Source organism: Streptomyces sp. NPDC055287 (genome assembly GCF_053646035.1).
Genome location: NZ_JBSHNE010000004.1, coordinates 331,381 through 350,054, shown reverse-complemented (window position 1 = coordinate 350,054; position 18,674 = coordinate 331,381). Strand labels below are relative to the sequence as shown.

Sequence of the window (18,674 nt, the reverse complement as noted above, 5' to 3'; positions counted from 1 at the left end):
GGCTTTCGGCCCTTCCGGTCAGGTCAGGTCAGGTCAGGGAGCAGCTCCGCACGACCGGCCCCCAGTCACACCCCTCGCCCCCGCCCCTCCCCTCAGCCGATGTCCGGCGGATCGATCCTGATCCGCACCGGATCGCCGCCCCCGCGAGCCATCCGCGCCGCCTGCGCCGTCTTCAGCGCTGCGGCGAGCGCCGCCCCGCTGCCCGGCGGCACCCTCAGCAGCGCCCGCTCCCACACCTCACCCACCGGGGGGTCGCCGGGCCTGCGAGGCCGGCCCGGTTCCGCGACGGGCAGAGCCACGGGCCCCAGCACCTCCGCGTCGCCCGGCAGTTGCGCCGCCGCCAGAAACGCCGCGATCGCCTCGGGCCGGCCACTCACCGCCGCCATCCGGGACACCGGCGGGAAGCCGAGCTCCGCCCGCTCCGCCAGCTCCCGCTGCGCGTGCCCCACCGGGTCCCACCGCACCAGAGCCTGTACCGGCCGCAGCGAGGGCTCGGCGACCACCACCACTGTGCCGCCCTCCCCCTGCCCCCTGACCAGCGCCGAGGCACTGGTCCAGCGCCGCAGCGCCTCCTCGCCCGCACGCAGGTCGGGCCGCCCGAGCATCGCCCAGCCATCGAGCAGCAGCGCCGCCGCGTAACCGCCCTCGGCCACCGGCTCGGCCCCCGGCGTACTGACCACGAGCGCGGGCGCCCCCGGCACGCTCTCCAGCACATGGTCGCGCCCGGACGTACGCACCGGCACGGCGGGAAACGCCCGCCCCAGCTCCTCCGCCGTGCGCCGTGCCCCGACGACCTGCGCCCGCAGCCGCACGCTCCCGCACTCGCCGCACCGCCACCCGGCCGCGTCCCGCCCGCACCATCCGCAGTGCAGTTCCCGCTGGTCGGCCGCTTCGAGCGGCCCCGCGCAGTGCCGGCAGCGCGCGGGCGTACGGCACCGCTCGCACGCCAGGCTCGGCACGTACCCGCGCCGGGGCACCTGCACCAGCACCGGCCCGGTCCTGAGCCCGTCCCGCACGGTCTGCCACGCCAGGCTCGGCAGCCGGGCCGCCCGCGCGGCCCCGTCCCGGGCCACCTCCTCGTCGCCGACGGTACGGATCAGCGGTGCCGCGGCCCGCACCTGCTCGCGTCCCGCGCGGAGCGGAACGGCCCACTTGCTCTCCACCAGCTGAGCCGCCTCCACCGTGCAGCTCGTGGCGCCCAGCAGAAATCCGCACTTGCTGTGCTGGGCCCGAAGCTCCAGTACCTCCCGTACGTGCGGGAAGGGCGCGTGGTCGTCGCTGTGACTCGAATCCCCGTCGTCCCACACCGCCACCAGCCCCAGATCCGTCACCGGAGCGAACATCGCGGCCCGCGTCCCGATCACAGCGCGCACCGACCCCCGCCGCGCCGCCAGCCACTGCCGGTACCGCTTCTGGGGCCCGGCGTCGGCCGTCAGCAGCGTGTGATGGCCCTTCCCCACCAGTGCGGTGAGCGCGGCGTCCACCCGGGCCGCGCTCCGCCCGTCCGGCAGCACGACCAGCGCGCCCCGCCCGGAGGCCAGCGTCGCCGCCACCGCGCGGGCCAGCTCGTCGGGCCAGTGCGGCCCGGGCAGCGCGTTCCACACGGCTCGCGGCGCCCCGCCCGCCGCCAGCTCCCGCAGAAAGGCGGGCCCGTGCGCGTACCGCTCCCAGGTGCCGGCGCCCGGTGCCCCCGGCGGCGGCGGCGGCTCCGGGGAGGGCTTCGCCTCGGCCGGCCCGTTCCTCGGCGGGACGGCCAGCTGGAGCACGTCGGCGAGGCTCCCCGCGTAACGGTCGGCGATCGCCCGCGACAGCGCCAGCAGCTCCGGGCTCAGCACGGGTTCCGGGGACACCACGTAGGCGAGCGCTGCCAGCGGCCCCGCGTAGTCCGACGCGGCCCGCCGCTCGACGAGGTACCCGTCGATCATGCCGCCGCCCTCGCGGCGGCCGTCCCGCACGTTGTGCGCCCCGGCCCCGAACCGCACCCGCACCCGCACGCCGGGCTGCGCGACGGCGTCCAGCTCCTCGGTCACGGCATAGTCGAAGTACTGGTCGAGGTGCAGCACTCCCTTATTGACCAGGACCCGGGCAACGGGCAGTTCCTTCGCCAGCGGCGCCCCCCGCCAGGTCCGCGGCTTGGCCTTCGGGACCTTCGCCTTCCGCACGGTCTCCCGAATGAGCGCAAGCTGCTCCGGCACCCCGCCCCCGGGCTCTTCGGGCCGCTCATCGTTCCTGCTCACAGCCAAATTCCTACCAGACGTCACTGACAGAGCGGCACGCGCGAAGGCCCCGGACCGATGCGGTCCGGGGCCTTCGCGGCCGAGCAGTGAGGCAGGGCCGGTCAGAGACCCGCCGCCGCGCGCAGCGCGTCCACGCGGTCCGTGCGCTCCCACGTGAAGTCGGGCAGCTCGCGGCCGAAGTGGCCGTACGCCGCCGTCTGGGCGTAGATCGGGCGGAGCAGGTCGAGGTCGCGGATGATCGCGGCCGGGCGGAGGTCGAAGACCTCACCGATGGCGTTCTCGATCTTCTCGGTGTCGACCGTCGCGGTGCCGAAGGTCTCGACGAACAGACCCACCGGCTCGGCCTTGCCGATCGCGTACGCGACCTGGACCTCGCAGCGCGCGGCGAGACCCGCGGCCACGACATTCTTGGCGACCCAGCGCATCGCGTACGCCGCCGAGCGGTCGACCTTGGACGGGTCCTTGCCGGAGAAGGCGCCGCCGCCGTGGCGGGCCATGCCGCCGTACGTGTCGATGATGATCTTGCGACCGGTGAGGCCGGCGTCGCCCATCGGGCCGCCGATCTCGAAGCGTCCGGTCGGGTTGACCAGCAGGCGGTAGCCCTCGGTCTCCAGCTTGATGCCGTCCTCGAGCAGCCCGCTCAGGACGTGCTCCACGACGAACTCGCGAATGTCCGGAGCGAGCAGCGAGTCCAGGTCGATGTCCGACGCGTGCTGCGAGGAGACGACGACCGTGTCGAGACGGACGGCCTTGTCGCCGTCGTACTCGATGGTGACCTGGGTCTTGCCGTCGGGACGCAGGTACGGGATCGTCCCGTTCTTGCGGACCTCGGACAGCCGGCGCGAGAGCCGGTGCGCCAGATGGATCGGCAGCGGCATCAGCTCGGGCGTCTCGTCGCACGCGTAGCCGAACATCAGGCCCTGGTCGCCCGCGCCCTGCTTGTCGAGCTCGTCCTCGTCGCCCTCGACCCGCGTCTCGTACGCCGTGTCGACACCCTGCGCGATGTCGGGGGACTGCGCGCCGATGGACACCGATACGCCGCACGAGGCGCCGTCGAAGCCCTTCTTCGAGGAGTCGTACCCGATGTCGAGGATCTTGTTGCGTACGAGCGTGGGGATGTCTGCGTAAGCCTTGGTGGTCACCTCGCCGGCGACGTGCACCAGGCCAGTGGTGATCAAGGTCTCCACGGCGACCCGGGAAGCCGGGTCCTCCCGCAGGAGCGCGTCGAGGATCGTGTCGCTGATCTGGTCAGCGATCTTGTCTGGGTGGCCCTCGGTCACGGACTCCGAGGTGAACAGGCGGCGGGACACATCGCTCCCTGGGGTTGCAGCGGCTGCTGGCTGAGCATTGATGGAACGGGCCGGGAGCTGCGCCCGGCGTCGGTCCGCGACCAGTTTATCGGTCGCTTCCGGTCGGCGGACCACGTGTCTCGCTTCTTGGGAGCCCTGTGACCAGCGGCACTGCTTCGTGCCGTACGGCCAACCTTCTCCACCAGAGGGCAAAACGCCCGTTTTGCAAAGGTTCGGGACACCCGCCGGCAACGTACCAGGGGAGACAGGAATTAACCGAGCCGACGTGTCACCAGGTCCCAGACCGTGTCAGCCAGGGCCTCCTTGGGGCCGTACGGCACCGGGGTCTCGCCCCCGTCGGCGTCGAGCACGACGGCTTCGTTCTCCTCGGAGCCGAACGTCTTCCGCTCCCCCACCTCGTTGACGACCAGCAGGTCACAGCCCTTGCGGCGGAGCTTGTCCCGGCCGTTGGCCAGGACGTTGTCGGTCTCGGCGGCGAAGCCGACGACCACCTGGCCGGGCCGTCCGGGCCGCTCGGCGGAGACCTCGGCGAGGATGTCCGGGTTACGGACCAGCTCGACGGCAACCGGCTCCTGGCCGTCCTTCTTCTTGATCTTGCCCGCGGCGTACGTCGCCGGCCGGAAATCGGCCACGGCGGCCGCCATGACGACCACGTCCGCGTCCGCCGCCGCCTTCAGCACGGCCTCACGCAGCTGCACCGCCGTGCCCGCGCGTACGACGTCGGCGCCGGCCGGGTCCGGCAGACCGGTGTTGGCCTCGACGAGCGTGACGCGGGCGCCGCGCGCGACGGCGGTACGGGCCAGGGCGTACCCCTGCTTGCCGGACGAACGGTTCCCCAGGTAGCGGACCGGGTCGAGCGGCTCGCGCGTGCCTCCCGCGCTGATCACGACGTGCCGGCCGGCCAGATCGGGCTCGCGCACGCCTCGTGCGAGCACGCGGCGGCAGACCTCGAAGATCTCGTCCGGGCCGGGCAGCCGGCCCTTGCCGGTGTCGACGCCGGTCAGCCGGCCCACCGCGGGCTCGATGACGACCGCGCCGCGGCGTCGCAGTGTGGCGACGTTCTCCTGGGTGGCGGGGTGCTCCCACATCTCGGTGTGCATCGCGGGCGCGAAGATCACCGGACATCGGGCGGTGAGCAGGGTGTTCGTCAGGAGGTCGTCGGCCAGTCCGTGGGCCGCCTTGGCCAGCATGTCGGCGGTGGCGGGGGCCACCACGACCAGGTCGGCGGCCTGTCCGATCCGTACGTGGGGCACCTCGTGCACCGACTCCCAGACCTCCGCCGAGACGGGGTTGCCGGACAGGGCCGACCACGTGGCGGCACCGACGAAGTGGAGCGACGCCTCGGTCGGCACGACCCGTACGTCGTGGCCGGATTCCGTCAGCCGGCGCAGCAGCTCGCACGCCTTGTACGCGGCGATCCCTCCGCTGACTCCCAGCACGACCTTCGGCTTGTCCACTGCGTCTCCCCGCTCTGCCAGGTTGTCCGACCGTCTACGTCCCATGACACACCACAGGCCCGGCAGTCTCACTGCCGGGCCTGTGGTGAAAAGATTCCTGCGCCTGCTGACTACTGCGCCGGGCCCTCAATGGCCTCGGAGGTCAGCAGACCCGCGTTGATCTCGCGCAGGGCGATCGAGAGCGGCTTCTCGTGGACGTGGGTGTCCACCAGAGGGCCGACGTACTCGAGCAGGCCCTCACCGAGCTGCGAGTAGTACGCGTTGATCTGACGCGCACGCTTCGCCGCGTAGATCACGAGGCTGTACTTCGAGTCAGTAGCCTCGAGCAGCTCGTCGATCGGCGGGTTGATGATGCCCTCGGGCGTGGAAATGGAAGAGGACACGCTCTACCTTCCGATAAGTGAACAGAGATCAAGCAACTTCCATCAAGGCTAGCAGCTCGCGCGCCACGTCCTCGACGGAGGTGTTGACCAGGGTGGTGTCGAACTCCGCCTCCGCGGCGAGTTCGATCTTTGCGGCCTCGAGACGGCGCTCGATGACATCGGGCGCCTCCGTGCCGCGGCCGGTCAGCCTGCGGACCAGCTCGTCCCAGCTGGGCGGGGCCAGGAAGACCAGTTGAGCCTCCGGCATCGATTCACGGACCAGCCGTGCGCCCTGGAGATCGATCTCCAGGAGCACGGGCTCGCCCGCTTCGAGCCGGTCGGCCACGGCACGCCGGGGCGTGCCGTAACGGTTGCCGGCGAACTCGGCCCACTCCAGCAGCTCACCGTTGGCGACGAGCTTGTCGAACTCCTCGTCGCTCACGAAGAAGTACTGAACGCCGTGGCGCTCGCCGGGTCGCGGCTTGCGTGTGGTGGCCGACACCGAGAGCCATACCTCGGGGTGGACCTTGCGCATATGGGCGACGACCGTGCTCTTGCCGACACCCGAGGGGCCGGAGAGCACGGTCAGCCGCGGACGTTCGTCCGGGGGTACGGGGGTCGTCCCCCGGGATGTTGCAGCCATGGATGCGATTATCCAGGTTCTCGGGGGTGCCCGAGAACGTCAGGCGGCTCCGCCGCCGAACTCGCGCTCCAAAGAGGCGATCTGGTTGGAGCCGAGACCGCGCACACGACGGCTCTCGGAGATGCCGAGCCGCTCCATGATCTGCTTGGCGCGGACCTTGCCCACGCCCGGCAGAGATTCAAGAAGGGCGGAGACCTTCATCTTGCCGACGACGTCATTCTCCTGTCCCTGCTTGATGACCTCGTGGAGCGAGGCGCCGGAGTGCTTGAGTCGATTCTTGACCTCGGCCCGCTCCCGGCGAGCCGCGGCGGCCTTTTCGAGCGCGGCTGCGCGCTGTTCAGGGGTAAGGGGCGGAAGAGCCACGCCTACGTCACCTCGGATGTCGAACTGTCGGATACGGACCGGTGAGGAAGCTGGTCGCCCCACACCAGGCGAGCAACGAGCAGCAGGTCGCGAACGACGAGCTGCGCGTTTCTCTCGACGGAGACTAGCGGCCAGGACCGCTCCAGTCAGCGAGAAGCAGCGAAAAGTCCTGGTCAGCCTCCATCGACTAAGGCATATCAGACATAACACCCCGGTTTTCGGTCAGGATTCCGTCAACATGAATCGCCGCCCCGTCGCCGCGGCCCTCCGGCCGGTGCCTCATACCGCCGAGACCGCCGCTCTGACCTCGTCGGCGAAGCGAGAAGCGGACTCGCGCAGTCCGGAAACATCGGGGCCGAAGCGGAGCACACCGCGGCTCACACTCGGTACGACGTTGCCGACCGCGGCCCCGAAGACGCCCGGCAGATCGGCCGGCGTCGCGCCCTGGGCTCCGATACCCGGAGCCAGCAGCGGACCGTTGATCGCCAGATCGACGCCCGCGTCGCCCAGCGTCGCGCCGACCACCGCGCCGACCGACCCGAGCGGCTCGGCGCCCTCGTTCTCGGCCGCCATGTGGTCGAGCATCACCTGGGCGAGCGACCGGCCGTCGGCGGCGGTGGCCCGCTGGACCTCGGCGCCCTCCGGGTTGGACGTCAGCGCGAGGACGAAGACACCGCAGCCGTTGATCACGGCCGCGTCCAGCGCGGGACGCAGCGAGCCGAAGCCGAGGTACGGCGAGACCGTCACCGCGTCCGAGAAGAGCGGCGAGTCCTTGTGAAGGTAGGTCTCGGCGTACGCGCCCATCGTGGAGCCGATGTCGCCGCGCTTGGCGTCCATGAGCACCAGCGCGCCGGCCGCCCTCGCCTCCTCGACCGCCTTCTCCAGTACGGCGATTCCGCGGGAGCCGAAGCGCTCGAAGAAGGCCGACTGCGGCTTCAGCACGGCCACCCGGTCGGCCAGGGCCTCGACGACGGTGCGGGTGAAGGTCTCCAGGCCCTTGATGTCGTCGTTGAGGCCCCACGCGCTCAGCAGCGAGGCGTGCGGGTCGATTCCCACGCAGAGCGGGCCGCGGGTGTCCATGGCGCGGCGCAGACGCGCGCCGAAGGTTTCGGCGGTCGCCTCGGTCGATTCGGTCGTTCCAGTCACTGCGCGGACTCCCGGGTCTCGGCGCCGACGGCGTCGGCGAGGGTGGCGTACGGGCTGTTCGCGAGGCGCTCGGCGAGGCCCTGGTGGATCGAGCGGGCCCAGAAGGGGCCCTCGTAGACGAAGGCGCTGTAGCCCTGTACGAGCGTGGCGCCCGCCAGGATGCGCCGCCAGGCGTCGTCGGCGTTCGCGATGCCCCCGACCCCGATCAGGGTGATCCGGTCGCCGACGCGGGCGTACAGACGGCGCAGGACCTCAAGGGAGCGCGCCTTGACGGGCGCTCCGGACAGTCCGCCGGCCTCCTTGACGAGAGCCGGGTCCGACTTCAGGCCGAGGCCCTCGCGGGCAATGGTGGTGTTCGTGGCGATGATGCCGTCGAGGCCGAGCTCCAGCGCCAGGTCGGCCACGGCGTCGACGTCCTCGTCGGCCAGGTCGGGTGCGATCTTGACGAGGAGCGGAACGCGGCGGCCGGTGACCGTACGGTCGGCGGCCTCGCGCACGGCGGTCAGCAGCGGGCGCAGCGACTCGGTGGCCTGGAGGTTGCGCAGTCCCGGGGTGTTCGGGGACGAGACGTTGACGACCAGGTAGTCGGCGTGCGCGGCGAGGCGCTCGGTGGAGGCGACGTAGTCGGCGACGGCCTCCTCCTCCGGAACGATCTTGGTCTTGCCGATGTTGACGCCGACAACCGTCCTGAAGACCGGGTTACGGGCCGCCAGGCGGGCCGCCACGGCCTCGGAGCCCTCGTTGTTGAACCCCATGCGGTTGATGAGCGCGCGGTCCTTCACGAGGCGGAAGAGGCGCTTCTTGGGGTTGCCGGGCTGCGGCTGCGCGGTGACCGTACCGATCTCGATGTGGTCGAAGCCGAGCATCGACATCCCGTCGATGGCGACCGCGTTCTTGTCGAAACCGGCGGCGAGACCGAACGGGCCGTGCATGCGCAGGCCCAGCGCCTCGGTGCGCAGCGCGGTGTGGCGGGGCGCGAGGACGGCGGCGACGAAGGTGCGCAGGACCGGGACGCGGGCGGCGAGGCGGATCCAGCGGAAGGCCATGTAGTGGGCCTGCTCGGCGTCCATGCGCTTGAAGACGAGGGTGAAGAAGAGTTTGTACACGGGTGCTTTCCTCAGGAGGCTCGGGCGACGGGCTGGGCTCATGAAGAGCTGGGCTCATGAAGAGGGGGACACCGCGATCGGTGTCCCCCTCCTGGGCCGCTAGACCTCGCGGGCCGCTGTCAGGTGTTGTGCGTGTTCCTGAAGGGAACGGACCCCCACGTCGCCGTGGTTGAGCGCGTCGATGCCCTGGACGGCGGCGGCGAGCGCCTGGACCGTCGTGAGGCAGGGGACGCTGCGCGCCACGGCGGCCGTACGGATCTCGTAGCCGTCGAGGCGGCCGCCCGTGCCGTACGGCGTGTTGACGATGAGGTCGACCTCGCCGTCGTGGATGAGCTGGACGATCGTCCGCTCGCCCTGCGGGCCCTCGCCCTCGCTCAGTTTGCGCACGACGGTGGCGTTGATGCCGTTGCGCCTGAGCACCTCGGCCGTGCCGGAGGTGGCGAGCAACTCGAAGCCGTGGGCGACCAGTTCGCGCGCCGGGAAGATCATCGAGCGCTTGTCGCGGTTGGCGACGGAGATGAACGCGCGGCCCTTCGTCGGCAGCGGACCGTACGCCCCGGCCTGCGACTTGGCGTACGCCGTGCCGAACACCGAGTCGATGCCCATGACCTCACCGGTGGAGCGCATCTCCGGGCCGAGGACGGTGTCCACGCCCCGGCCCTGGATGTCGCGGAAGCGGCTCCACGGCATCACGGCCTCCTTGACGGAGATCGGCGCGTCGAGCGGCAGCGTGCCGCCGTCACCGGACTTCGGCAGCATGCCCTCGGCGCGCAGCTCGGCGATGGTCGCGCCCAGCGAGATGCGGGCGGCGGCCTTCGCGAGCGGCACCGCGGTCGCCTTCGAGGTGAAGGGGACGGTGCGCGAGGCGCGCGGGTTGGCTTCGAGGACGTAGAGGATGTCCCCGGCCATCGCGAACTGGATGTTGATCAGTCCGCGTACGCCGACGCCCTTGGCGATGGCCTCGGTCGAGATCCGCAGCCGCTTGATGTCGAAGCCGCCGAGGGTGATCGGGGGCAGGGCGCAGGCGGAGTCGCCGGAGTGGATGCCGGCTTCCTCGATGTGCTCCATGACGCCGCCGAGGTAGAGCTCGGTGCCGTCGTAGAGCGCGTCGACGTCGATCTCGATCGCGTCGTCGAGGAAGCGGTCGACCAGGACCGGCCGGGTGGGGCTGATCTCGGTGGACTCGGCGATGTACGAGGACAGGCGCGTCTCGTCGTACACGATCTCCATGCCGCGGCCGCCGAGCACGTACGACGGGCGTACGAGGACCGGGTAGCCGATCTCGTCGGCGATGGCCTTGGCCTCGTCGAAGGTCGTCGCGGTGCCGTGCTTGGGAGCGGGCAGTCCCGCCTCGGCGAGGACGCGGCCGAAGGCGCCGCGGTCCTCGGCGGCGTGGATGGCCTCCGGCGGGGTGCCGACGACCGGTACTCCGTTGTCCTTCAGCGCCTGGGCGAGACCGAGCGGGGTCTGGCCGCCGAGCTGCACGATGACGCCCGCGATCGGGCCCGCGAGGGACTCGGCGTGGACGATCTCCAGCACGTCCTCGAGCGTCAGCGGCTCGAAGTACAGGCGGTCGGAGGTGTCGTAGTCGGTGGAGACGGTCTCCGGGTTGCAGTTGACCATCACGGTCTCGTAGCCGGCGTCGCTGAGCGCGAAGGAGGCGTGGACGCAGGAGTAGTCGAACTCGATGCCCTGGCCGATGCGGTTCGGGCCCGAGCCCAGGATGATCACCGCGGGCTTCTCGCGGGGCGCGACCTCGGACTCCTCGTCGTACGAGGAGTAGAAGTACGGCGTCTTCGCGGCGAACTCGGCGGCGCAGGTGTCGACCGTCTTGTAGACCGGGCGCACCCCGAGCGCGTGCCGGACCTCGCGTACGACGTCCTCGCGCAGGCCCCGGATGTCGGCGATCTGGGCGTCGGAGAAGCCGTGGCGCTTTGCTTCCGCGAGCAGGTCGGGGTGGAGCTTGTCGGCGGCGATGAGGTCGTCCGCGTGCTCCTTGATGAGGAACATCTGGTCGACGAACCACGGGTCGATCTTCGTGGCGTCGAAGATCTCCTCGGGGGTGGCTCCGGCCCGGATGGCCTGCATGACGGTGTTGATGCGGCCGTCGGTGGGGACCTTGGCGATCTCCAGGAGCGCGGCCTTGTCACCCGGGTCGCCGGTGAAGGCGAACTGGCTGCCCTTCTTCTCCAGCGAGCGCAGGGCCTTCTGGAGCGCCTCGGTGAAGTTGCGGCCGATCGCCATCGCCTCGCCCACCGACTTCATGGTGGTGGTGAGGGTGGCGTCGGCGAGCGGGAACTTCTCGAATGCGAAGCGGGGCACCTTGACGACGACGTAGTCGAGCGTGGGCTCGAAGGACGCCGGGGTCTTCTCGGTGATGTCGTTCGGGATCTCGTCCAGCGTGTAGCCGACGGCGAGACGGGCCGCGATCTTCGCGATCGGGAATCCGGTCGCCTTGGACGCGAGCGCCGAGGAGCGCGAGACGCGCGGGTTCATCTCGATGACGATGATCCGGCCGTCGTCGGGGTTGATCGCGAACTGGATGTTGCAGCCGCCGGTGTCGACGCCGACCTCGCGGATGATCGCGATACCGACGTCACGCAGCCGCTGGTACTCGCGGTCCGTCAGCGTCATCGCCGGGGCCACGGTGATCGAGTCGCCGGTGTGCACGCCCATCGGGTCGAAGTTCTCGATGGAGCAGACGACCACGACGTTGTCGTTCTTGTCGCGCATCAGCTCCAGCTCGTACTCCTTCCAGCCGAGGATGGACTCCTCCAGGAGCACCTCGGTGGTCGGCGAGAGCGTGAGGCCCTGTCCGGCGATGCGGCGCAGCTCGTCCTCGTTGTGCGCGAAGCCGGAACCGGCGCCGCCCATCGTGAAGGAGGGGCGCACGACGACGGGGTAGCCGCCGAGCGTGTCGACGCCCGTGAGGACGTCCTGCATGGAGTGGCAGATGACCGAGCGGGCGGACTCGCCGTAACCGATCTTGGCCTTGACGGCCTCGACGACGCCCTTGAAGAGGTCGCGGTCTTCGCCCTTGTTGATGGCCTCGACGTTGGCGCCGATGAGCTCGACGCCGTATTTCTCCAGCACACCCTGCTCGTGCATGGAGATAGCGGTGTTGAGCGCGGTCTGGCCGCCGAGGGTCGGCAGCAGCGCGTCGGGGCGCTCCTTGGCGATGATCTTCTCGACGAACTCCGGGGTGATCGGCTCGACGTACGTGGCGTCGGCGATCTCCGGGTCGGTCATGATCGTCGCCGGGTTGGAGTTGACCAGGATGACGCGCAGGCCCTCGGCCTTGAGGACGCGGCAGGCCTGCGTGCCGGAGTAGTCGAACTCCGCGGCCTGGCCGATGACGATCGGACCGGAGCCGATGACCAGGACGGACTGGATATCGGTGCGCTTAGGCACGCTGGCCCTCCATGAGCTGTACGAAGCGGTCGAACAGGTACGCGGCGTCGTGCGGGCCTGCGGCTGCCTCGGGGTGGTACTGGACGCTGAAGGCCGGCTGGTCGAGCAGCTGGAGGCCCTCGACCACGTCGTCGTTCAGGCAGACGTGGGACACCTCGGCGCGCCCGTACGGGGTCTCGGAGACCTTGTCGAGCGGGGCGTCGACGGCGAAGCCGTGGTTGTGCGCGGTGACCTCGACCTTGCCGGTCGTGCGGTCCTGCACGGGCTGGTTGATGCCGCGGTGGCCGTACTTCAGCTTGTACGTGCCGAAGCCGAGCGCCCGGCCGAGGATCTGGTTGCCGAAGCAGATACCGAAGAGCGGCGTCCTGCGGTCCAGGACGGCCTTCACGACGGTGAGGTCGACCGTGGACGGGTCACCGGGGCCGTTGGAGAGGAACACACCGTCGGGGGCGATCGCGTACACCTCCTCGGCCGTGGTGGTGGCCGGCAGGACGTGGACCTCGATGCCGCGCTCGGCCATCCGGTGCGGGGTCATGCCCTTGATGCCGAGGTCGATCGCGGCGACGGTGAACTTCTTCTCACCGATCGCGGGGACGACGTACGGTTCCTTGGTCGCGACCTCGGCGGCGAGCGAGGCGCCCACCATCTGGGGGGCCTCCTTCACGCGGGCGAGCAGCGTCTCCTCGTCGGCGAGTGCCTCGCCGGAGAAGATGCCGACGCGCATCGCGCCGCGCTCGCGCAGGTGGCGGGTGAGGGCGCGGGTGTCGATGCCGCTGATGCCCACGATGCCCTGGCCGACGAGCTGCTCGTCGAGGGAGCGGCGGGAGCGCCAGTTGGAGGGGATGCGGGCGGGGTCGCGTACGACGTACCCGGCGACCCAGATCCTCTTCGACTCGTCGTCCTCGTCGTTCACGCCGGTGTTGCCGACGTGCGGGGCCGTCATGACGACGACCTGGCGGTGGTACGACGGGTCGGTGAGGGTCTCCTGGTAGCCGGTCATGCCGGTGTTGAACACCGCCTCGCCGAAGGTTTCCCCCACGGCCCCGTAGGCACGGCCGCGGAAGCTGCGGCCGTCCTCCAGGACGAGTACGGCGGGAGACGCCCCCTTCCTCTGCGAGGCGTTCCCCGGCTTGGAGATCGTCATCGTGCGGTGCCTTCCGTCGAAATGCTGGTGTTCATCGAGTTCATTGCGTTGATGGCCTCGACCCAGGCCGTGTGCTCGGCCGCGTGGTCGGAGCGGAAGCCGGAGTCGATCAGCTTGTCGCCGTGCTGCCAGGTGACGACCAGCAGGCCGCCCTCGGCGAGGACCTTGCCGGCGATGCCCTTGTCGAGCCTGGCCTCGCGCAGCGCCGCCGCGGGGACGAAGAAGTCGGCCGCCCCGGGGCGTACGACCTCCAGGCCCGCGTCGGTGAGCGTCAGCCCGGCCCGGCTGCGCGTCCCCAGACCGTGGGCCACGATCCGGTCGAGCCACTGCCCGGCGGTCGTCGAGCCGTGGTAGCGGCCGCTCATCCTCAGCTTCGCCTCACCGGGCGTCTCGGGCGCGGTGGGGAGCTCCGCCAGGTCCGACTGGAGGGTGGCGCGCCACTTCCAGCCCTGGCGCATCAGCCAGTACAGGAGCGCGATGAAGAGCAGCAGCCCGACGACCCAGCCGATGCGGGCGGCCCAGTCGGTCACTTCGGCCGACTTCCGCTCCGCGGCGGCCTCGGCGGCCAGATGGATGAAAGGTGTCACGCCAGATTCCCGTCGACGACCGTTGCGCGGCCCCGCAGCCAGGTGTGGGTGACGCGTCCCGGCAGCTCACGGCCCTCGTAGGGAGTGTTGCGGCTGCGGGAGGCGAAGCCCGAGGGGTCCACGGCTCCACGGTAAGCCGGATCGACCAGCGTGAGGTTCGCGGGCTCGCCTGCCGAGACGGGACGGCCGTGGCCGTCCAGGCGGCCGATGGCCGCCGGGCGGAAGGACATGCGGTCGGCGACGCCCGCCCAGTCGAGCAGGCCACTGTCGACCATCGTCTGCTGGACGACGGACAGGGCGGTCTCCAGACCGACCATGCCCATGGCCGCCGCCGCCCACTCGCAGTCCTTGTCCTCGTGCGGGTGCGGGGCGTGGTCGGTGGCGACGCAGTCGATGGTGCCGTCGGCGAGGGCCTCGCGCAGGGCCATGACGTCGGCCTCGGTGCGCAGCGGCGGGTTCACCTTGTAGACGGGGTTGTACGTCCGTACCAGCTCGTCCGTGAGCAGGAGGTGGTGCGGGGTGACCTCGGCGGTGACGTTCCAGCCCTTGGATTTGGCCCACCGGACGATCTCCACCGAGCCAGCCGTGGACAGGTGGCAGATGTGCACCCGCGAGCCGACGTGGGCGGCGAGGAGGACGTCGCGGGCGATGATCGACTCCTCGGCGACGGCCGGCCAGCCGCCGAGACCCAGCTCCGAGGAGACGATCCCCTCGTTCATCTGGGCGCCCTCGGTCAGGCGGGGCTCCTGGGCGTGCTGGGCGACGACGCCGTCGAAGGCCTTCACGTACTCCAGCGCGCGGCGCATGATCACGGCGTCGTCGACGCACTTGCCGTCGTCGGAGAAGACCTTCACCCCGGCGGCCGAGTCGTGCATGGCGCCGAGCTCGGCGAGCTTCTTGCCCTCCAGGCCGACGGTGACGGCGCCGACGGGCTGCACGTCGCAATAGCCGGACTGCTTGCCGAGGCGCCAGACCTGCTCGACGACGCCGGCGGTGTCGGCGACGGGGAAGGTGTTCGCCATGGCGTGGACGGCGGTGAAGCCGCCGACGGCAGCGGCCTTCGTACCGGTCAGGACGGTCTCGGAGTCCTCGCGGCCGGGCTCGCGCAGGTGGGTGTGCAGGTCCACGAGGCCGGGCAGCAGGACCTTGCCCTCGGCCTCCACGACAATCGCGCCCTCGGCGCTCAGGCCGCTGCCGACCTGGGCGATAGTCTCGCCGTCGATCAGGACGTCCTGCGGCTCGCCGCCCAGCACCTTCGCACCGCGGAGCAGAATCTTCGTCGTCTCACTCATGCTTACTTGCTCTCCTCGGTGCGTGCGGGGGTGGGGCTGATGGCGGACTCGTTGCCGCCCAGAAGCAGGTACAGGACGGCCATCCGGGTCGAGACGCCGTTGGCGACCTGCTCGACGGCCGTACAGCGGTCGGAGTCGGCGACCTGCGCGGTGATCTCCATGCCGCGGTTCATCGGGCCGGGGTGCATCACGATGGCGTGCTCGGGCATCCGCGCCATCCGGTCGCCGTCCAGGCCGTAGCGCCGCGAGTACTCGCGCTCGGTCGGGAAGAAGGCGGCGTTCATCCGCTCTCGCTGCACACGCAGCATCATCACCGCGTCCGACTTCGGCAGCACCTCGTCGAGGTTGTACGAGACCTGGCACGGCCAGTGCTCGACGCCGATCGGGACCAGAGTGGGCGGCGCTACGAGCGTCACCTCGGCGCCGAGGGTGTGCAGCAGGTGGACGTTGGAGCGCGCCACACGGCTGTGCAGAACGTCGCCGACGATCGTGATCCGGCGCCCGTCGAGGTCACGCCCTATTCCGGCGTCGGGGCCGACGAGCCTGCGGCGCATCGTGAAGGCGTCGAGGAGCGCCTGGGTGGGGTGCTCGTGCGTGCCGTCGCCCGCGTTGACGACCGCGCCGTCGATCCAGCCGGAGGTGGCGAGGCGGTAGGGGGCGCCGGAGGCGCCGTGCCGGATGACGACGGCATCGGCGCCCATCGCCTCCAGGGTGAGCGCGGTGTCCTTGAGCGACTCGCCCTTGGAGACGGACGAGCCCTTCGCGGAGAAGTTGATGACGTCGGCGGAGAGGCGCTTGGCGGCGGCCTCGAAAGAGATACGGGTGCGGGTCGAGTCCTCGAAGAAGAGGTTGACGACCGTACGTCCGCGCAGGGTCGGCAGCTTCTTGATCGGCCGGTCCGCGACGCGGGCCATCTCCTCGGCGGTGTCGAGGATCAGTACGGCGTCGTCGCGGGTGAGGTCGGCGGCCGAGATGAGGTGACGCTTCATCTGGTGCTCCGTGGTTCGTGAGGGGCGCGTGTGTGGAGGCGGGCAGGAGGGCAGGCCGACGCGCGGGCCCGGGTTGTCCGGGTCCGTACGGGCAGGCGCTACTGCTCGCCGGCCGGAGCGGTCAGCTGGAGGCCGAGCAGCACGGCGTCGCGGCCGTCCTCCTCGGAGAGCTGGACCTTGACCGTCTCCCGCAACGACGTGGGGAGGTTCTTGCCGACGTAGTCGGCGCGGATCGGCAGTTCGCGGTGGCCCCGGTCGACGAGGACCGCGAGCTGTACGGCGCGGGGGCGGCCGATGTCGCCCAGCGCGTCGAGCGCGGCCCGGATCGTACGGCCGGAGAAAAGCACGTCGTCGACGAGCACGACGAGCCGGTCCTCGATGCCGTCACCGGGGATCTCGGTACGGGCGAGGGCCCGCGCGGGACGCATGCGCAAGTCGTCGCGGTACATCGTGATGTCGAGGGAGCCGACCGGAATCTTCCGGCCGGTGATCTCCTGGAGTCTGGCGGCCAGCCGGCGGGCCAGGAAGACGCCGCGGGTGGGAATGCCGAGGAGCACCACGTCGTCGGCACCCTTGGCGCGCTCGACGATCTCGTGGGCGATGCGGGTCAGTACCCGCTCGATGTCAGGGCCCTCGAGTACCGGGCGCGGAGCATCGGAATTCACCGTGTCCATAGGAAACGGACCTCCTTCTCCGCCTCACGGGACGGACCTTAAAGGACGTCGGAATTGCGTCAACCACCGTACCAGGAGGATTCGACAACCCTTGCGGGACCCCCCTCGTACGTGGTCTGGACCCATTCGGCTTGACGCACCCAAGTAACGCTGCGTAACCTCACAGTGAGTTACCAGCCGCGCGGCGGAGCCGCACGTCGTCACAGCGTCCGGGGAGCCATATGTCCAGCGAATACGCAAAACAGCTCGGGGCCAAGCTCCGCGCCATCCGCACCCAGCAGGGCCTTTCCCTTCACGGTGTCGAGGAGAAGTCCCAGGGCCGCTGGAAGGCCGTCGTGGTCGGCTCGTACGAGCGCGGCGACCGCGCCGTGACCGTACAGCGCCTCGCCGAACTCGCGGACTTCTACGGCGTCCCGGTGCAGGAGCTCCTGCCGGGCACCACCCCTGGCGGCGCCGCCGAGCCGCCGCCGAAGCTGCGCCTCGACCTGGAGCGTCTTGCCCACGTCCCGGCCGAGAAGGCCGGCCCGCTCCAGCGTTACGCCGCCACGATCCAGTCGCAGCGCGGCGACTACAACGGCAAGGTGCTGTCCATCCGCCAGGACGACCTGCGCACGCTGGCGGTCATCTACGACCAGTCGCCCTCGGTCCTGACCGAGCAGCTGATCAGCTGGGGCGTGCTCGACGCGGACGCGCGCCGCGCGGTCGGCCACGACGACATCTAGCCCGGGGCAGCACCAGCAGAAACGTAACGCCGGGGTCGGCGGAAGCTCTCACTTCCGCCGACCCCGGCGTTTTCCGCGCTTTTCCGCCCCGATGCTTTCCGTCGGCATTCCCTGCCGGGCGCACCGAAAGGGCCCGCAGTGCGCGTGAAGCGCTCTGCGGGCCCTTTTGGCGTACAAACAAGCCGGGGTGGCTATTCGCGACGCAGATTCGGCTTGAGGTCCTTGAAACGGCCGAGGAGGCCGTTCACGAAGGAGGGAGAGTCGTCGGTGGAGAACTCCTTGGCGAGTTGCACCGCTTCGTCGATCACCACCGCGTCGGGCGTCTCGTCCATCCACACCAGCTCGTACGTGCCGAGCCGCAGGATGTTCCGGTCGACGACCGGCATCCTGTCGATCTCCCAGTCGACCGCGTACGTGGCCATGAGGTCCTCGATGCGGTCCGCGTACTGCGCGTACCCCTCGACGAGCTGCATCGTGTATTCGCTGACCGGCGGCTGACGGGTGTCGGTCCTGGCGTGCCGCATCCAGTCCGCGAGGACCGTCTGCACGGACTCACCGCGCTGGTCGGCCTCGAAGAGGATCTGGAAGGCGCGCTTGCGCGCCGTGTTCCGGGCAGCCACGGTTAGCTGTTCACCCGGCCGAGGTAGTCGCTCGTGCGGGTGTCGACCTTGATCTTCTCACCGGTGGTGATGAAGAGCGGGACCTGGATCTCGTAACCGGTCTCCAGCGTGGCCGGCTTGGTGCCGCCGGTGGAGCGGTCGCCCTGGACGCCCGGGTCGGTGTGCTGGATCGTCAGCTCGACGGCGGCGGGGAGCTCGACGTAGAGCACCTCGCCCTCGTGCTGGGCGACGGAGGCGGTGAAGCCCTCGATCAGGAAGTTGGCGGAGTCGCCGACGGACTTGCGGTCGACCATCAGCTGGTCGTACGTGTCCATGTCCATGAAGACGAAGTACTCGCCGTCCATGTACGAGAACTGCATGTCGCGTCGGTCAATGGTGGCCGTCTCGACCTTCACGCCGGCGTTGAAGGTCTTGTCGACGACCTTGCCGGAAAGCACGTTCTTGAGCTTGGTGCGCACGAAGGCAGGGCCCTTGCCGGGCTTGACGTGCTGGAACTCGACGACGGACCAGAGCTGGCCCCCGTCGAGCTTGAGCACCATGCCGTTCTTGAGGTCGTTCGTGGAAGCCACGGTTGCGGAATCTCCTGGACTGAAGGCTGGTGGACCTGGGAT

The 18,674-nt window shown here is 70.3% G+C and carries 17 protein-coding genes; 1 reads left to right on the top strand and 16 read right to left on the bottom strand.

The window, feature by feature from the left end; all coding sequences use genetic code 11:
- Positions 1–92 precede the first annotated feature (92 nt).
- The 14 genes from ACWIHY_RS09675 to pyrR form a co-directional block, all read right to left on the bottom strand.
- Entirely contained in the window at positions 93–2,237 is a 2,145-nt protein-coding gene (locus tag ACWIHY_RS09675; protein WP_454375072.1) for a primosomal protein N', read from the bottom strand.
- Positions 2,238–2,338: 101 nt separating this feature from the next.
- Positions 2,339–3,547 (bottom strand): methionine adenosyltransferase, encoded by a 1,209-nt coding sequence (metK, locus tag ACWIHY_RS09670; protein ID WP_454375071.1) that lies wholly within the window; start codon positions 3,545–3,547, stop codon positions 2,339–2,341.
- A 251-nt stretch (positions 3,548–3,798) separates the two neighbouring features.
- A complete protein-coding gene (gene coaBC, locus ACWIHY_RS09665; RefSeq protein ID WP_454375070.1) occupies positions 3,799–5,004 on the bottom strand; it encodes a bifunctional phosphopantothenoylcysteine decarboxylase/phosphopantothenate--cysteine ligase CoaBC in 1,206 nt (401 codons plus the stop codon).
- Between the two features lie 110 nt (positions 5,005–5,114).
- The gene (rpoZ, locus tag ACWIHY_RS09660) at positions 5,115–5,387 is read right to left on the bottom strand and encodes a DNA-directed RNA polymerase subunit omega (protein WP_028814064.1); all 273 of its coding nucleotides are present in this window, start codon (positions 5,385–5,387) and stop codon (positions 5,115–5,117) included.
- A gap of 28 nt (positions 5,388–5,415) precedes the next feature.
- Entirely contained in the window at positions 5,416–6,009 is a 594-nt protein-coding gene (gmk, locus tag ACWIHY_RS09655) for a guanylate kinase (RefSeq protein ID WP_454375069.1), read from the bottom strand.
- A 39-nt stretch (positions 6,010–6,048) separates the two neighbouring features.
- Entirely contained in the window at positions 6,049–6,372 is a 324-nt protein-coding gene (locus tag ACWIHY_RS09650; protein WP_028814066.1) for an integration host factor, read from the bottom strand.
- 279 nt (positions 6,373–6,651) lie between these two features.
- On the bottom strand, positions 6,652–7,518 hold the full coding sequence (gene pyrF, locus ACWIHY_RS09645; RefSeq protein WP_454375068.1) for an orotidine-5'-phosphate decarboxylase: 867 nt from the start codon (positions 7,516–7,518) through the stop codon (positions 6,652–6,654).
- Entirely contained in the window at positions 7,515–8,624 is a 1,110-nt protein-coding gene (locus ACWIHY_RS09640; protein WP_454375067.1) for a quinone-dependent dihydroorotate dehydrogenase, read from the bottom strand. The genes pyrF and ACWIHY_RS09640 overlap by 4 nt, the downstream gene beginning before the upstream one ends.
- A 99-nt stretch (positions 8,625–8,723) precedes the next feature.
- Positions 8,724–12,035 (bottom strand): carbamoyl-phosphate synthase large subunit, encoded by a 3,312-nt coding sequence (gene carB / locus ACWIHY_RS09635; protein WP_454375066.1) that lies wholly within the window; start codon positions 12,033–12,035, stop codon positions 8,724–8,726.
- Positions 12,028–13,179, bottom strand: coding sequence for a glutamine-hydrolyzing carbamoyl-phosphate synthase small subunit (gene carA / locus ACWIHY_RS09630; RefSeq protein ID WP_454375065.1), 1,152 nt, complete (start codon positions 13,177–13,179; stop codon positions 12,028–12,030). The genes carB and carA overlap by 8 nt, the downstream gene beginning before the upstream one ends.
- Positions 13,176–13,766 (bottom strand): PH-like domain-containing protein, encoded by a 591-nt coding sequence (locus ACWIHY_RS09625; RefSeq protein WP_454375064.1) that lies wholly within the window; start codon positions 13,764–13,766, stop codon positions 13,176–13,178. Before ACWIHY_RS09625 ends, carA begins: the two co-directional genes overlap by 4 nt.
- On the bottom strand, positions 13,763–15,058 hold the full coding sequence (locus ACWIHY_RS09620) for a dihydroorotase (protein ID WP_454375063.1): 1,296 nt from the start codon (positions 15,056–15,058) through the stop codon (positions 13,763–13,765). The genes ACWIHY_RS09625 and ACWIHY_RS09620 overlap by 4 nt, the downstream gene beginning before the upstream one ends.
- A 2-nt stretch (positions 15,059–15,060) precedes the next feature.
- A complete protein-coding gene (locus ACWIHY_RS09615) occupies positions 15,061–16,047 on the bottom strand; it encodes an aspartate carbamoyltransferase catalytic subunit (protein ID WP_214905791.1) in 987 nt (328 codons plus the stop codon).
- A 98-nt stretch (positions 16,048–16,145) separates the two neighbouring features.
- The gene (gene pyrR / locus ACWIHY_RS09610; RefSeq protein ID WP_454375062.1) at positions 16,146–16,721 is read right to left on the bottom strand and encodes a bifunctional pyr operon transcriptional regulator/uracil phosphoribosyltransferase PyrR; all 576 of its coding nucleotides are present in this window, start codon (positions 16,719–16,721) and stop codon (positions 16,146–16,148) included.
- A 221-nt stretch (positions 16,722–16,942) separates the two neighbouring features.
- Between pyrR and bldD the strand changes: the two genes are divergently transcribed.
- The gene (gene bldD / locus ACWIHY_RS09605) at positions 16,943–17,443 is read left to right on the top strand and encodes a transcriptional regulator BldD (protein ID WP_454375061.1); all 501 of its coding nucleotides are present in this window, start codon (positions 16,943–16,945) and stop codon (positions 17,441–17,443) included.
- Between the two features lie 191 nt (positions 17,444–17,634).
- On the opposite strand, the gene nusB is transcribed toward bldD, so the two are convergent.
- Both nusB and efp read right to left on the bottom strand, forming a co-directional pair.
- Positions 17,635–18,063, bottom strand: coding sequence for a transcription antitermination factor NusB (nusB, locus tag ACWIHY_RS09600; protein ID WP_069929707.1), 429 nt, complete (start codon positions 18,061–18,063; stop codon positions 17,635–17,637).
- A gap of 2 nt (positions 18,064–18,065) precedes the next feature.
- Entirely contained in the window at positions 18,066–18,632 is a 567-nt protein-coding gene (gene efp, locus ACWIHY_RS09595) for an elongation factor P (protein WP_454375060.1), read from the bottom strand.
- Positions 18,633–18,674: the final 42 nt, after the last annotated feature.

What these genes read in the sequence shown, in the direction of transcription:
- gmk (WP_454375069.1), bottom strand. Translation starts at nt 6,009, where the DNA reads ATGGCTGCAACATCCCGGGGGACGACCCCCGTACCCCCGGACGAACGT.
- carA (WP_454375065.1), bottom strand. Translation starts at nt 13,179, where the DNA reads ATGACGATCTCCAAGCCGGGGAACGCCTCGCAGAGGAAGGGGGCGTCT.
- ACWIHY_RS09620 (WP_454375063.1), bottom strand. Translation starts at nt 15,058, where the DNA reads ATGAGTGAGACGACGAAGATTCTGCTCCGCGGTGCGAAGGTGCTGGGC.
- ACWIHY_RS09615 (WP_214905791.1), bottom strand. Translation starts at nt 16,047, where the DNA reads ATGAAGCGTCACCTCATCTCGGCCGCCGACCTCACCCGCGACGACGCC.
- pyrR (WP_454375062.1), bottom strand. Translation starts at nt 16,721, where the DNA reads ATGGACACGGTGAATTCCGATGCTCCGCGCCCGGTACTCGAGGGCCCT.
- bldD (WP_454375061.1), top strand. Translation starts at nt 16,943, where the DNA reads ATGTCCAGCGAATACGCAAAACAGCTCGGGGCCAAGCTCCGCGCCATC.